Below are 13,615 nucleotides of genomic sequence, written 5' to 3' on the forward strand. Positions count from 1 at the left end.
ATCCATTCACCCTGCTCGAAAGGGCTCCTCGTCATGCCCAAGCCAGGTCTCAGCCGTCGTCACTTCGTCCAGATCGCAGGTGCCGGAACCGGCGCCGTCACCGCGAGCGGTTGGCTCTGGCAGCAGGCGCCCGCCGCCCACGCCGCCGAGTCGGCGCAGACCAGACAGGCCGGACTGCTCGACAGACTCGTCCTCGGCGACGAGGACTCCGAGGCCGGCCACGGTTTCACCAGCGACGGCAGCGAAGTCGTCACGGGCGGCAACAAGGTCAGGGCCAGGGTCGCCGTACCGCTCGACCCGATCGGCGTGAGACTGGGCGAGCTGCGGTTCACCATGAAGACCGACCCGCAGGCGCAGAACTACCTCACCGTGAAGCTCTGGGGCTCGGACCCCGGCTCGTACAACACCCTGGCCTACCTCAACGGCGAGCAGATCGGCTACCGCCGGACCTTCGACTACGGGCCGGTCGCGCTCGGCCTGGCCAAGCCCGTCCCGGAGCGCTTCTACTACTCCACCGTGATGCTGCCGCTGGAGATGACCACCGGCCGGGACCAGGTGGAGATCACCTTCCGCGCCTACGAGGGCAGTTACACCGGCAAGGCCACCCAGAAGTCCCGCGGCTACTACAGCGTCTACACCCACACCGCCGCCCAACTGGACGTCTCCAGCGAGGACCTACCCAGCTACACCCCGCCGGCCAACACCCCCGACGACATCAGCGACTTGGCCAAGCAGGCGATGATCGACGGCTTCCGGGCCTCCCAGGTCACCCTCTTCGACAACCACTCCGCCACGATGGACAGTTCGGACTCCGCCAAGCTCTCGATCGTCCGCTACGTCGACGAACTGCGCTTCTACGCGAATGTCCTGACGACCGACTGGTGCCCGGCCAGGACGGCCGAGGAGAAGAAGAAGGCCCTGCTGCGCCTCTTCAAGTCCATCGACAACCACGTCAAGGACTACTACGGCAACACCAGGCTGCTGCTGCGCGGCGGCCACCAGGGCGACTGGGGCGGTTATTACGGGGCGCTGGGTGAGGCCCTGTACATCGTGGAGAACGTCATCTCCGACGCGGACATCTACGGCGCCGAGGCCTTCACGGCCCTGCTGGACGAGGAGTTCACCACCGGCACCCCGGAGGGCGAAACCTCCCTGAAGGACGTCGACTTCGACGGCGGGACCCTGACCCGCCGGGCCGCCTGGGGCCGCTGTCTCAAGGCCAACTTCGACTTCGCCCGCGCGCGGCTCTCGTACATCTACAACCAGGTCCTGTTCACCTACGAGGGCGCCTGGGAGGCCCATGAGGGCCTGCGTGTCATCGGCTCGGAGTACTACGAGGGCAGGAAGCGCAGCCACGCGATCCTCGGGGAGACGCTCGGCACGGTGCCATGGCTCGGCGAGGAGGTCCTGGTCGGCCCGGACGGCGAGGATCTGGACCTGTTCCACTCGCTCTTCTACCACGACACCACGGCGCGCTTCACCGACGACTTCGTCCAGGTCGTGGGCAAGGGCCTGGCCAGGAGCAAGCTCGACGCTAACGGCGAGGTCGTACGGCGGCTGCCCTATGGCCGGCACTACACCGGCATCACCGCCGCCGGTCTCACCCGCGAGAACACCTACGTAGGCAATTACGGCGAGGAGGCCTCCCGCTTCCTCGGCGAGTACTACTTCAAGACCTTCGGTCACGCGGGCGACGAGGACCTGGGCGACGACATCCTCAAGCTCACCCTGCGCAACTCGCACGCCCGCGGCCACACCCGCTACCCGGCGGCCGACGACAACAACGAGCACCGCCTGATGCGCACCGAGGGCTTCATCGACGAGCGCAACGTGTACGTCCCCGGCATCCCCGCCTACTCCACCCGCATCAACGCCGGGCAGTCGCTCTACCTCGCCGCCGTCGAGGCGCACATGAAGGCCAACGCCGAGCGGTACACGGGCCCCGGCTGGGACGTCTACTGGGAGTACGCGGCCGAGGCCGTCGGCTTCGCCCAGCAACAGCTGGTCGACCACCAGTACTTCAACCAGTTCAACCTCACCACCAGCAACAACAAGGCGGACCTGCGCCTGGCGGAGACCTGGGCCTACCTGGCCGAGCGCGGCCCGACCGGAAAGGTCCTGCCGCAGACGAACTTCGCCTCCTACACCGACGCGGAGATCTCCGAACTCGGTGTGGACCAGGCCGACTACGAGCAGTTCGCCTGGGTCGACGTCGACAACATGTTCGTCTCGATGCGCGACGGGGACCTGCGTGCCTTCGGCTCGCTCTTCGCCCAGAACCGCGGGGTGGCCGGCAGCGGCAAACTCCACGTGATCACCCCGACGTACGAGCACGTGGTGCAGCTGCGCACCAACGGCCAGTTCCAGTACCGCGACTACTGGGCGCGCACCGACAACATCGACGCCGACTTCATGGAGGACATCAACACCGGCGACAACTGGGCCCCGCAGGCGCTGGCCGGGGAGATCTGCCCGATCGCGTACCAGCCGGGGGTCGGCACGGTCCGCCGCGAGAACTTCGAGGCGGACACCCCGTACTCCGGCTACACCGACTTCCTCACCGCCCGCTACGGCCCCTACCTCTTCGGGATCAACACCACACGCAAGGCGTACGGCAACAAGCAGACCCACCAACTCGCCGTCCCCCGGGGCCATTCCGGCTCCACCGTCCTCGACCTGGTCTCCGGGAAGCGGCTGCCGGTCAGCGGCGGAAAGGTGACGGTCCCGCCGTTCACCGCCGTGGTTCTCAAGCTGTCCGAGGGCGCGAGCGAGGTGCTGCTGCCGTCCGTCGTGCGGTACGCGGCGGCGCTGCCCGGCGAGGCGTACATCGGGGTCACCTGGACCACGACCGCGGGCGCCACCTCGTACACCGTCAGGCGGGCCACGCGGGAGGACGGTGCGTACGAGACCGTCGCCGAGGGGGTCAGGGGCCTGTACTGGCGCGATGGGAAGGTCAAGCAGGGGCGCCGGTACTTCTACACGGTCACCGCCGTGAACGAGGCGGGCAGCGGCTGGGCGTCCTGGCGTGCCGAGGCCGAGCTGTCCGGACCTGTGTCGCGGGGCCTGACCGGCTCCGGGTGGCGGGACGACCGGCTCGGTTCGCAGCGGAGCGGCAGGACGTCGGTCAGCGGGGCGCGTATCACGATCGCGGGCGGCGAAGGCGAGGGGCTGGGCAAGGGCGACGACTACATGGTCGCCACCCGCGACATCGAGGACTCCCTCCTCTTCGTCAGCCGCGTACTCGCCGGCACCGGCACGGTCACCGCCCGCATCGACGACCACCAGGGCCCGCTGACCGGGCTGATGCTGCGCGACAAGCTCGACGCCGACACGCGGTACGTCTACTTCGGCGCCGATTCCGAAGGAAAGCTGGTCCTCGCCAACCGCGACCGCGACAGCCGCCACGACTGGCAGGACCAGGTGCGCTCCCCGCGCGACGCGGGGATCTCCGGCTTCACCGCCTCCAACTACCCCTGGCTGCGGCTGATCCGGGACTACGAGACCCACCAGATCCTCGCCTTCGCCTCGCCCGACGGCACTTCATGGACGTACACCGGGTCTATGCTCACGCCCTTCCCGCACGCCGTGCACGCGGGCGTCGCCGCCTCCGGCGACGCGGTGCTCGCCACGGTCCGGGTGCGGGACACGGCATCCGGCGCGCTGCTGCCGTACGTGGCCGGGCGCGAGGCGGACCAGGCCGTCATCGCCTGGAACAAGCCCGAGGACGCGACCGGTTTCACCCTCTACCGGACGTCGGACGCGGACACGGCCGCCACCAACCCCCTGAAGAACCCGGCGGGTTGGGACACGGTCAGCATCGACACGCGCGACCGGCGCTGGACGGAGCAGGAACTGCGCCACGGCAGGCGCTGGTTCAAGGTCGCCGCCTCCCTCGCCGACGGCGGGAGCAGGGTCAGCGAGGACGCGACGATCGCCGTCGCCGAGACCCTCGCCCAGCTTCTCGCCCGTGCGGGGAAGACCGACGCGGCGGACTGGACGAAGAAGAGCTACGCGGCCTTCACCGCCGAACTCGGCCGAATCGGGAAGGCGGCCGCGGAGCCGGGCGCGGACCAGGAGGCGCTGATCGACGAGGTGTACGCCGCGTACGACCTGCTGATGTCGAAGGACACGCTGCTGGTGAAGTTCGGGATCACGGCGGCGATGGTGGAGGCGTCCACCGTCCAGTGGCCCGGCACCGGCACCAAGGCCGCCAACGGCTGGCGGGCCTTCGACGGCGACCTCGCCACCTGCCCCGACACGCTCGCCGCCGAGAGCTGGATCGACATCGACGCGGGCGACGCCGGGCCCGTCACCATCGACAAGATCCGCATCCGCCCGCGCGGTACCCATCTCTCCCGGGCCAACGGCACGGTTTTCCGCGGCTCCGACGACGGCGCCACCTGGACGGATCTGCACACCATCAGTGGCGTGAGCGCGGATCAGTGGTACGAGGTGAAGCTCGCCGAGCAGGCCTCGCACCGGAGGATCCGTGTGTACGACAACCACGACGGCCGGGTCAATCTGTCCGAAATCGAGTTCTGGTACTACCTGCCCGACGAGGCGTGAGCCGGGCCGGGAAGTGGTGCGGGTCACGGTCTACTTGGAGGGTCTGACCTGGAGCGGCGCGCGCCAAGGGGCAGTCATGGAAAGTACGATCAACGAATGGCTGACACGACCGAAACCACGCCCGGCTGGCTGAGTCCCGACGACCTCGAGCTGGCGCGCGCACGCATGCCGATCCTTTACGTCGAGGCCGTGCCGGTGCGCGTCGACGACAACGGCGAAGTGACCAGCATCGGACTGCTGCTCCGTATCGGGTCGGAGGGGACGGTCAGCCGTGCCCTCGTCTCCGGCCGGGTACTGCACCACGAGCGGGTCCGGGACGCGCTCATGCGCCACCTGGAGAAGGACCTGGGCCCGGTGGCGCTGCCCCGGATCCCGGCCTCCCCGCAGCCCTTCACCGTCGCCGAGTACTTCCCGACGCTGGGGACCACGCCCTTCCACGACCCCCGCCAGCACGCGGTGTCCCTCGCCTACATCGTCCCGGTGGCCGGCGACTGCCGCCCCCGGCAGGACGCTCTCGACCTGGTCTGGTTCAGCCCGCAGGAGGCCTCGTCGCCCGTGGTCCAGAACGAGATGCAGGGCGGACAGGGTGTCCTCCTCAAGCAGGCCCTCGCGCACGTGGGCTGCCTGTCCTGAACGACGGCGTGCAGCCTGTGCTCAGGGCGCCGCTCTGTGCACCGCGAGCAACGCCTGGTCGTCCTGCGGGCGGCCGCCGCAGTGCCGGCGTACGTCCGCGGCGAGCACATGCAGCAGCCGCTCGGCGATCCCGCCGTGGTGGCGGCCCGTGAAACCGTGCGGGAACAGGTGGGGCAGCCGGGTGACCGGGTCGTAGAAGCGCCCGTGCCGGTCGCGGGCCTCGGTGAGACCGTCGGTGAAGCACAGCAGGGTCGCTCCCGCGGGGAGGCGGAAGGAGTCCACCGGCGACTCCCAGACGCCGAGGGCGGTCATGCCCAGCGGCGGGGCTTCTTCCGCCGGGGGCAGGGCGAGGACCGTGGCGTCCACGGAGAGCAGCAGCGGCGCGGGGTGACCGCGGTTGATCACGCGCACCGTTTCCCCGTCGGGGTCGAACTCGACGACGAGTGCCGTGGTGAATCCCTCCTCCTCTTCCAGACCGCCGCGCACCTCCGCTTCACGCAGCAGCGCGGCCTCCAGCATGCCCAGCAGTTCCGGCAGATCGCGGGCATGGTCCGCGGCGTACCGGAAGGCCCAGACGTCGGCGCACGCCGCGCGCACCGCGTCCAGGCCCTTGCCCCGTACGTCACCGATGAGGACCCGCGTCCCGAAGGCCGAGTGCCGTACGGCGTACAGGTCGCCTCCGATCAGCCCTTCCTCCTCGGCAGGCTCGTACCGGGCCGCGATCCGCAGGTCACCGATGCGGGGCGGCGGAGTGGGCAGTACCGCCTGCTGTACGACGGCGGAGATCCGGCGTACGCGACGCAGGCCGTCCTCCCGGCGCGCGAGCATGCGGTTGATGCCGACGGCGAGCACGGTGACCCCCGCGAGGGTGAGCTGGTTCGCCAGTCCGTGATGCCAGCCGAACGTGTGATCGATGGCCGCGAGGAACGCGTGCACGACCATGGCCGTGACTCCCACCGCCACGATGCCCGGCAGGCTCAGCACCGTCGCGGCGGCGACCGGCGCGGCAACGGTGAGCGGAGCCGTGGTCACGTCCGTCGGCGTGGCCAGGTCTCCCACGACGGCCAGCACGAGGATGCCCCAGGGGAGGATCGCCCAGGCGCCTCGATGCCGGTCCACATGCCCACCTTGTCCGGGCGATGGGAGTTCCGCATCCCGGACCGGCGGCGGGGCGATCGGCCCTCCGCCCTTGACCGCGCATCCGCAGGCGTGTGGAAATCCCCGGGATTCGGACCGGCGGGACCAATTCCCGAAAAAACCCTTGGCCGATACGGGGAGCTGTCCCATATCCATTCCGCATGACGTCATCGGCGGCGGAAATGTCCCGCCACGTTTATTTCCGCCGGACCTCGTCCCCGTCGAAGTCGCGGATCAGTTCGTGAAAGAGGTCGTGCACCGCGAGGGCGGGTTCCGACAGGGGCTGGTGGTCGGATGTGCACAGGGAGAGCTTGACCTCGATGGCGGGGTCGGTGATCCGGCGTACGACCAACTTCCGTACGTCGAGGATGGCTTGGGCCGCCGACCAGGGCAGCACCGTCGCGCCGAGGCCGGCGCCGATGGCACTGGTGAGGGTGAGGACGGACTCGATCTCGCCGACGACCCTCGGTTCGAGTGAGGCGTGCCGGAAGGCTGCGTCGACGACCTGGCGGATGGTGTGGATGCGGCTGGGCAGGAGCAGGCCCACGTCGGCGAGTTCCGCGATGGTGACGTCATCGCCCGGGAGAGCGGACGCGGCGGTGCCGGGCGCGCCTATCAGGTAGAGGTCCTCGGTGCGCATGGGCTCGAACTGGACGCCACGCAGGGGCCCGGCGCCGTAGATGAACGCCATGTCCATGCGGCCGGTCATGATGGCCTCGCTGATCACGCCGCCGAAGTTCTCGTTGATGTGCAGCACGATGTCGGGGTAGCGCTCGCGCACGGCACGCAGCAGGGGCAGGGCAAGCGCGGCGCCTGTGCTGTACGGGGCGAGGCCGACGGAGACGCTTCCGGCGGGGGCGCGGCCGGACACGTCGACCGCGGCCTGGGCGAGTTCGAGCTGGCGAAGGATCAGCTGGGCGTGCCGGTAGAGGGCGCGGCCCGCCTCGGTCGGTGCGACACCGCGCTTGCTGCGGATCAGCAGCTGCTGTTTGAACTGGGTCTCCAGCGTGGAGACCTGCTGGCTCAGCGCGGGCTGCGCGATGTGCAGGATGTCGGCGGCGCGCGTGATGCTCCCGGCGTCGACGATCTTCACGAACGAGTACAGACGCCTTGTGTCCATCGGCGGCCTCCAGCCCAGCAGCCTGAGAAGGGGCTCATCGTACGGGCCGGGCGCCCGGCCCGGTGTCATACCGGGGGCCTATCACGTCACACCCAACGCGTATTTGATGCGCCAACACCCCGGTATTACGGTCACCGAAACGCTTAATTCCCGGACGGCGTCCAACGTCCGAAGAAAATGTAACGCCCGAGTTAATCGCGTTACGAATTCTTTTCCGGGAGCCCGCGCGAAGAGGCGCGACGACGCGTGAAAACACGTAATTGGGCACATTCCTGTTTCCGGAGGACGACATGGCACTCAGGGTCGATCTCGTGGCCGACCTCGGTGAGGGGTTCGGCGCCTACACGATGGGCGACGACGAGGCGCTCCTCGATGTCCTCACCTCGGCCAACATCGCCTGCGGCTTCCACGCGGGCGACCCCCGGATCATGGACGCCACCGTCCGCCGGTGCGTGGAGCGCGGGGTCGCGGTCGGCGCCCACCCCAGCTTCCCCGACCTGGTCGGCTTCGGCCGCCGCGCGATGGACCTGTCCCCTGACGAGGTCCGCACCGACGTCCTCTATCAGGTGGGCGCGCTCCAGGCGTTCGCCGCCGCGCACGGAACCCGCGTAGGGCATGTGGCACCGCACGGCCGCCTCGGCAACCTGGTCGCGACCCGCGCCGACTACGCGGACGCGGTGGCCGAAGCGGTGGCCTCGCTTGATCCCGCGCTGACCGTGCTGGCGCAGGACGGTGCCCTCGCCGACGCCGCCCGCGCCCGTGGTCTGCGGGTCGGCATCGTCGGGATCGCCGACCGGGCCTACCGGGACGACGGCACGCTGGTGCCCAGGAGCGAGCCGGGCGCGGTCATCCACGACGAGCACGAGATCGCCGAGCGCACCGTACGGATGGTCACCGAGGGGGTGATCCGCGGGGTCGGCGGCCGTGACATCCCGGTCGCGTGCGACACCGTCCTCCTGCACGGCGACACCCCCGGGGCCATCTCCCTCGCCCACCTCATACGCAAGGAACTCCTCGCGGCGGGCGTAACCATCGCCCCGCTGAACGGCAGGGGTGCCTGACATGGGCGGGCAAATCCTGATCGCGGACTGCGGAGACTCGGCCGTCGTGGTCAAGGCCGAGGGCGCGAACGCCTGGGAGACCGTGCACACGCTGGCCGACGCGATCGAAGCGGCCCGCCTCGACGGGGTGTACGGGATCGTGCCGACGTACGACTCGCTGCTCGTCGAGTTCGACTGCACGGACACCGACCACGACACGGTCCGCGACGCGTTGACGCACGAGATCGGCCGGCTCGCGGAGAGTCCGATACGACGGCTCCCGGCCCGGCGGTTCGTGGTTCCGGTGGTGTACGGGGGCGAGTACGGGCCCGATCTCCCCGTGGTGGCCGAGCAGTTGGGGCTCACCGAGCAGGACGTCGTCCGGCTGCACGCGGGCACGGATCTGACCGTCCGCTGCCTGGGGGCGCCGGCGGGGGCGCCGATGACGGACGGCCCCGCCTTCCCGAGGCCGGTCCCCCGGCTGGCCTCACCTCGTACCAGCGTGCCGCCCGGCTCGGTCGCCGTCGCCGGCCGACAGGCAGTGATCTGCCCCATGCGATCCCCGGGCGGCTGGCCGCTCCTCGGCCGCACCCCGCTCCGCGTCCTGGACCTCGACTCCGAGCCGCTGACCCCCTACCGGCCCGGTGACACCTTCCGGTTCGTGCCGATCACTCCCGAGCGATGGGACGAGTACGACGGCCTCGCGCTGGCGGCTGCGACGTGGGACGAGTACGACGGCCTGGCCCTGGCGCCTGACGGCCTGGCCCCGGTGCCCACGGGGGGCACCCATGGCTGACACCCTCACCATCCACCGCGCCGGTCTCACAGCCGTCCAGGATCTCGGCCGCCCGGGCCGTTCCCGGTTCGGACTTCCGGTCAACGGCGCCCTCGACCAGTACTCCGCCCGCGTCGCCAACGTCCTGACCGGCAACGCCGAGACGGCGCCGCTGCTGGAGATCACCGCGCTCGACTTCAGCTGCACGCCCTCGGCCGATGTGCTCATCGCGGTGACCGGGGCTCCCGCCGACTTCACCGTCGACGACGTACGACGCCCGCAGTGGGAGCCCACGATCGTCCGGTCCGGCGAGACCATCCGGATCACCGGGATCCGGCGGGGCGTACGTGTCTACCTCGCGGTGTACGGCTCAGTGAACGCGCCGTCACTGCTGGGCAGTTGCGCCCCGGACACCATCCTGGGCTTCGGCCGGCAGTTGCGCGACGGCGACGAGATCGCCGTGCGCATCCCCTGCCCGCCCCTCGATCACCCGGTGTTCCGCATCCCGCTCTTCCAACTGCACGCCCCCGTACCGCGGTTCGGCGAGGCGTGCACGGTCGATGTCACCGACGGCCCGGAACTGGCCGAGTTCGGCGCCACCGCCGGGCGGCTCTTCGACTCGCGGTTCACCGTGACCCCGCAGAGCAACCACATCGGGCTGCGGATGAGCGGCGACGTGCCGCGCCGGGTGACAAGCGGCGAGGTGCTCTCCCGTGGCGTGCCCGTGGGAGCGGTCGAGGTGCCCGCGGGCGACGAGCTGCTCGTTCTGCACCGCGGGCGCGGTGTCACCGCCGGCTACCCCGTGCTCGCGGTAGTCACCTCGACAGGCCTTTCCGCGCTGGGGCAGGCCCGGCCCGGCCAGACCGTCCGCTTCCGGCGCCGGACGGTCACCGAAGCCGTGGGCGCCTACCGCGCCCAGCGCCACAGCATCAACGCCCTCCGCACCCGCGTCCGCAGGGTGTTCGACGCCCTCCACATCCCCGTCCCCGTCCCGCAGTTCAGCCACCTCGTCCAGCAAAGGAGTCAGTCATGAGTACCCTGGCCGCCGCTCAGCCAGTGCCCAACACGGTCGACCCCACAACAGCGCGCAAAGTCACCCTCGCCGGCTGCGTCGGTATCTTCGCCGAGCTCTACGACAACGGCATCTTCGGCTTCATGGCGGGCACCCTCGCCGCCGTCTTCTTCCCCGGCTCGGAAAACGCCGTCCAGCTCGTCTTCCTCGGCTACGCCGTCTCCTTCTTCTTCCGGCCGCTCGGCGGGGTGATCTGCGGCCACCTCGGCGACCGCATCGGGCGCCAGCGCATGCTGGTCTTCGTCATCATGCTGATCAGCGTCGCGACAGCCGCGATCGGCCTGCTGCCGACGTACGCGAGCATCGGCATCGCCGCCCCCGCGCTCCTCATCCTGCTGCGCGTACTCCAGGGCTTCTCCGTCGGCGGCGAGGCGTCCGGCGCGATGAGCTTCCTCGCCGAGCACGCCCCCGAGGGCAAGCGCGGCCGCTACACCAGCTACGCGCAGATCGCCTCCTTCCTCTCCCTGCTCACCGGAACGCTGATCGCCGCCGCGATGACCAGCGGCCTCGGCACGGAGCGCATGGAGTCGTGGGGCTGGCGGATCCCGTTCCTGCTGGCGATACCCCTGGGCATCACCGGCATCTACATCCGCAAGCGGATCAGCGACACCCCCAACTTCATGCGGCTGCAGGAGGAGGGCGGACTGTCGAAGAACCCGCTGAAGGAGGCCTTCTCGTCCGCCGAGCACCGCCGCGCGATGCTGCTCGCCCTGTTCATCCCGCTGATGAACGGCTCCGGCTACTACGTGCTGTTCGGCTACATGCCCACCTTCATGAGCACCGAGCTGGACTTCAGCAAGGTGCAGGGCCTGCTCGTCACCGCGACCAGCCTCGTCGCCATCTGTCTCGCGATCCCGTACATGGGCTCGCTGTCCGACCGGATCGGCCGCAAGAAGGTCCTGGCGGGCGCCGCGATCGCGATGGCCGTCGCCGGAGTCCCCTGTTACCTGCTGATCGGCACGGGCAGTGTGCCGCTCGCCATCCTCGGGGCCTGTCTGATGGCGGTCATCTTCGCCGGTCACACGGGCGTCATCCACATCCTGCTCGTCGAGCTCTTCCCGACCCGGGTCCGCTACTCCGCCTACGGCCTGGGCTACAACGTCTCCGCCGCCCTCTTCGGCGGCACCGCCCCGCTGCTGATGACGTACCTCATCGACCGCACCGGCAACGTCAACATGCCCGCCTTCTACGCCGTCCTCACCGCTCTCGGCACGCTCCTCGCCGTGTCCCGGGTGAAGGACAGGGCACACCTGCCGCTGCGCGACGCATAAGCGCCCGGCACCACGGCACCCGCACCCACCTCTCCCCCAGGAGCACCCCACCATGCCTTTCTCCGACTACAGGACCGCGCTGGTGACAGGCGCCTCGACCGGCATCGGAGCGACCGTCGTCGAGCGCCTTGCCAAGCAGGGCCTGGAAGTTCACGCCGTCGCACGCAACGCGAACCGGCTCGACGACCTCGCCCGACGCACCGGATGCACCCCGCACGCCGTCGACATCACCGACACCGCCGCGCTCACGGAACTCCTGAGCGGCATCGAGGTGGACGTCCTCGTCAACAACGCCGGCGTCTCCCGCTCCGGGAACATCCTCACCGCCGACGAGTTCGCCATCGACGAGCAGGTCGCGGTCAACATCCAGGCCGTGCTGCACCTCGTACGCCTGGTCATGCCGGGGATGGTCGAACGCGACCTCGGGCACATCGTCAACATCAGCTCGATCGCCGCGGTCTACAACTTCGGCGGCAACACGATCTACCACGCCACCAAGGCGGCCGTGCACACGCTCTCCCGGCAGCTCCGCGTCGACGGCTACGGCCGCCGTATCCGGGTCACCGAGATCTGCCCCGGCCGGGTGGAGACGGAGATCTTCGGCCGGCTCCTCGGCGACATGGAGGAGGCGCAGCGTACGTACTACGACGGGTACGAGTCGCTGAAGCCGGAGGACATCGCCGACGCCATCGAGTATGCGGTCGGCTCACCGCGCCATGTGAACATCGGCCATCTGGAGATCATGCCGACCTTCCAGGTGCCCGGTGGCCTCAACTTCGAGCGGAGGACCGGCTGATGGCCCTGGCCGAGCGGGTCCACCGCATCAAGCCCTCCCCCAGCACCGCCGCCGCGCAACGCGTCCGCGAGCTCAAGGCGCAGGGCCACGAGATCCTCGATCTCACCGTCGGCGAGCCCGACTTCGACACCCCCGACCATGTGAAGGCCGCCGCCGTCGCGGCGATCGCACGGGGCGAGACCAAGTACACGCCCGTCAACGGCACTTCGGAGCTGCGCGCCGCCATCGCCGACAAGCTGCACGAGCGCCACGGGCTGCGCTATCCGGTGGACCGGATCACGGTGGGCGGCGGTGCGAAGCAGGTCATCTTCCTGGCCCTGATGGCGACGCTCGACGCGGGCGACGAGGTCATCATCCCCGCGCCGTACTGGGTGTCGTACCCTGACATGGTCCTCGCCAACGACGGCACACCGGTCGTCGTCGAGTGTCCGGAGGCGGACGGGTTCAAGCTGACGCCGGACCGCCTGGCGGCGGCGATCACCGACGCCACGCGCTGGGTCGTGCTCAACGCGCCGAGCAATCCGACGGGCGCCGCGTACACGGCGGACGAACTCCGGTCCCTGGCCGACGTGTTGCTGGGCCACCCTCATGTCCTGGTCCTGACCGACGAGATCTACGACGAGATCTGGTACGAGCCGGGCCACGTCCCCACGCTCCTCGGAGTGGAACCGCGCCTCGCCGAGCGGGTGTTCGTCACCAACGGTGTCTCCAAGACGTACGCCATGACGGGCTGGCGCCTCGGTTACGGCGCGGGTCCTGCCGAACTCGTCGGCGCCGTCAACAAGTTGCAGTCACAGATCTCGTCCTGCCCCTCGTCCATCAGCCAGGCGGCCGCCACCGCCGCGCTCACCGGCGACCAGAGCTTCGTCCGCGAGTGCGTAGCCGTGTACCAGGCCCGGCGCGACAGGATCGTGAAGATGCTGGCCGACATCCCGGAGCTCTCCTGCTCCACACCCAGCGGCGGCTTCTACGCGTTCGTCGGGTGCGCCGGGGCGCTGGGCAGGCGGACTCCCGCGGGTGAAGTGCTGCGTACCGATGAGGACTTCGCCCGCTACCTCCTTGAGTCCGGGCAGGTGGCGGTGATCCACGGTGCGGCCTACGGCTCACCCGGATATTTCCGCGTGTCCTTCGCGACGTCGAGCGACGTGCTGACCGAGGCGTGCGAGCGCATCGCCCGCGCCTGCGCCGACCTGACCTGAATCCTT

General features: G+C 69.8%; 10 protein-coding genes. 8 read left to right on the top strand and 2 right to left on the bottom strand.

Features of this window, described 5'->3' with window-relative positions; all coding sequences use genetic code 11:
* Positions 1-33 precede the first annotated feature (33 nt).
* A complete protein-coding gene (locus OG246_RS35240) occupies positions 34-4,566 on the top strand; it encodes a discoidin domain-containing protein (RefSeq protein WP_266472746.1) in 4,533 nt (1,510 codons plus the stop codon).
* 96 nt (positions 4,567-4,662) lie between these two features.
* Positions 4,663-5,199: an NUDIX hydrolase family protein gene (locus OG246_RS35245; RefSeq protein ID WP_266472748.1), complete on the top strand. Its 537-nt coding sequence runs from the start codon at positions 4,663-4,665 to the stop codon at positions 5,197-5,199.
* Positions 5,200-5,220: 21 nt separating this feature from the next.
* On the opposite strand, the gene OG246_RS35250 is transcribed toward OG246_RS35245, so the two are convergent.
* Positions 5,221-6,318: a PP2C family protein-serine/threonine phosphatase gene (locus OG246_RS35250; protein ID WP_266472749.1), complete on the bottom strand. Its 1,098-nt coding sequence runs from the start codon at positions 6,316-6,318 to the stop codon at positions 5,221-5,223.
* Positions 6,319-6,532: 214 nt separating this feature from the next.
* The gene (gene nac, locus OG246_RS35255; RefSeq protein WP_266472750.1) at positions 6,533-7,456 is read right to left on the bottom strand and encodes a nitrogen assimilation transcriptional regulator NAC; all 924 of its coding nucleotides are present in this window, start codon (positions 7,454-7,456) and stop codon (positions 6,533-6,535) included.
* A gap of 290 nt (positions 7,457-7,746) precedes the next feature.
* Here nac and OG246_RS35260 point away from each other — a divergent pair, with 290 nt between their 5' ends.
* The 6 genes from OG246_RS35260 to OG246_RS35285 are packed head-to-tail and all read left to right on the top strand — an operon-like array spanning position 7,747 to position 13,609.
* Complete coding sequence (locus OG246_RS35260) at positions 7,747-8,517, top strand: LamB/YcsF family protein (protein WP_266472751.1); 771 nt, start codon at positions 7,747-7,749, stop codon at positions 8,515-8,517.
* 1 nt (position 8,518) lies between these two features.
* Positions 8,519-9,292 (top strand): allophanate hydrolase subunit 1, encoded by a 774-nt coding sequence (locus OG246_RS35265; protein WP_266472752.1) that lies wholly within the window; start codon positions 8,519-8,521, stop codon positions 9,290-9,292.
* Positions 9,285-10,304, top strand: coding sequence for a biotin-dependent carboxyltransferase family protein (locus tag OG246_RS35270; RefSeq protein WP_266472753.1), 1,020 nt, complete (start codon positions 9,285-9,287; stop codon positions 10,302-10,304). The genes OG246_RS35265 and OG246_RS35270 overlap by 8 nt, the downstream gene beginning before the upstream one ends.
* Positions 10,301-11,614 carry an MFS transporter gene (locus OG246_RS35275; protein ID WP_266472754.1) on the top strand — a complete coding sequence of 438 codons (1,314 nt, stop codon included), beginning with the start codon at positions 10,301-10,303 and terminating at the stop codon, positions 11,612-11,614. The genes OG246_RS35270 and OG246_RS35275 overlap by 4 nt, the downstream gene beginning before the upstream one ends.
* 52 nt (positions 11,615-11,666) lie before the next feature.
* Positions 11,667-12,410 (top strand): SDR family oxidoreductase, encoded by a 744-nt coding sequence (locus tag OG246_RS35280; protein ID WP_266472755.1) that lies wholly within the window; start codon positions 11,667-11,669, stop codon positions 12,408-12,410.
* On the top strand, positions 12,410-13,609 hold the full coding sequence (locus OG246_RS35285) for an aspartate transaminase (protein ID WP_266472757.1): 1,200 nt from the start codon (positions 12,410-12,412) through the stop codon (positions 13,607-13,609). Before OG246_RS35280 ends, OG246_RS35285 begins: the two co-directional genes overlap by 1 nt.
* The last annotated feature ends 6 nt before the right edge of the window (positions 13,610-13,615 follow it).

It is taken from the genome of Streptomyces sp. NBC_00620 (assembly GCF_026341825.1).
Taxonomy (GTDB): Bacteria; Actinomycetota; Actinomycetes; order Streptomycetales; family Streptomycetaceae; genus Streptomyces.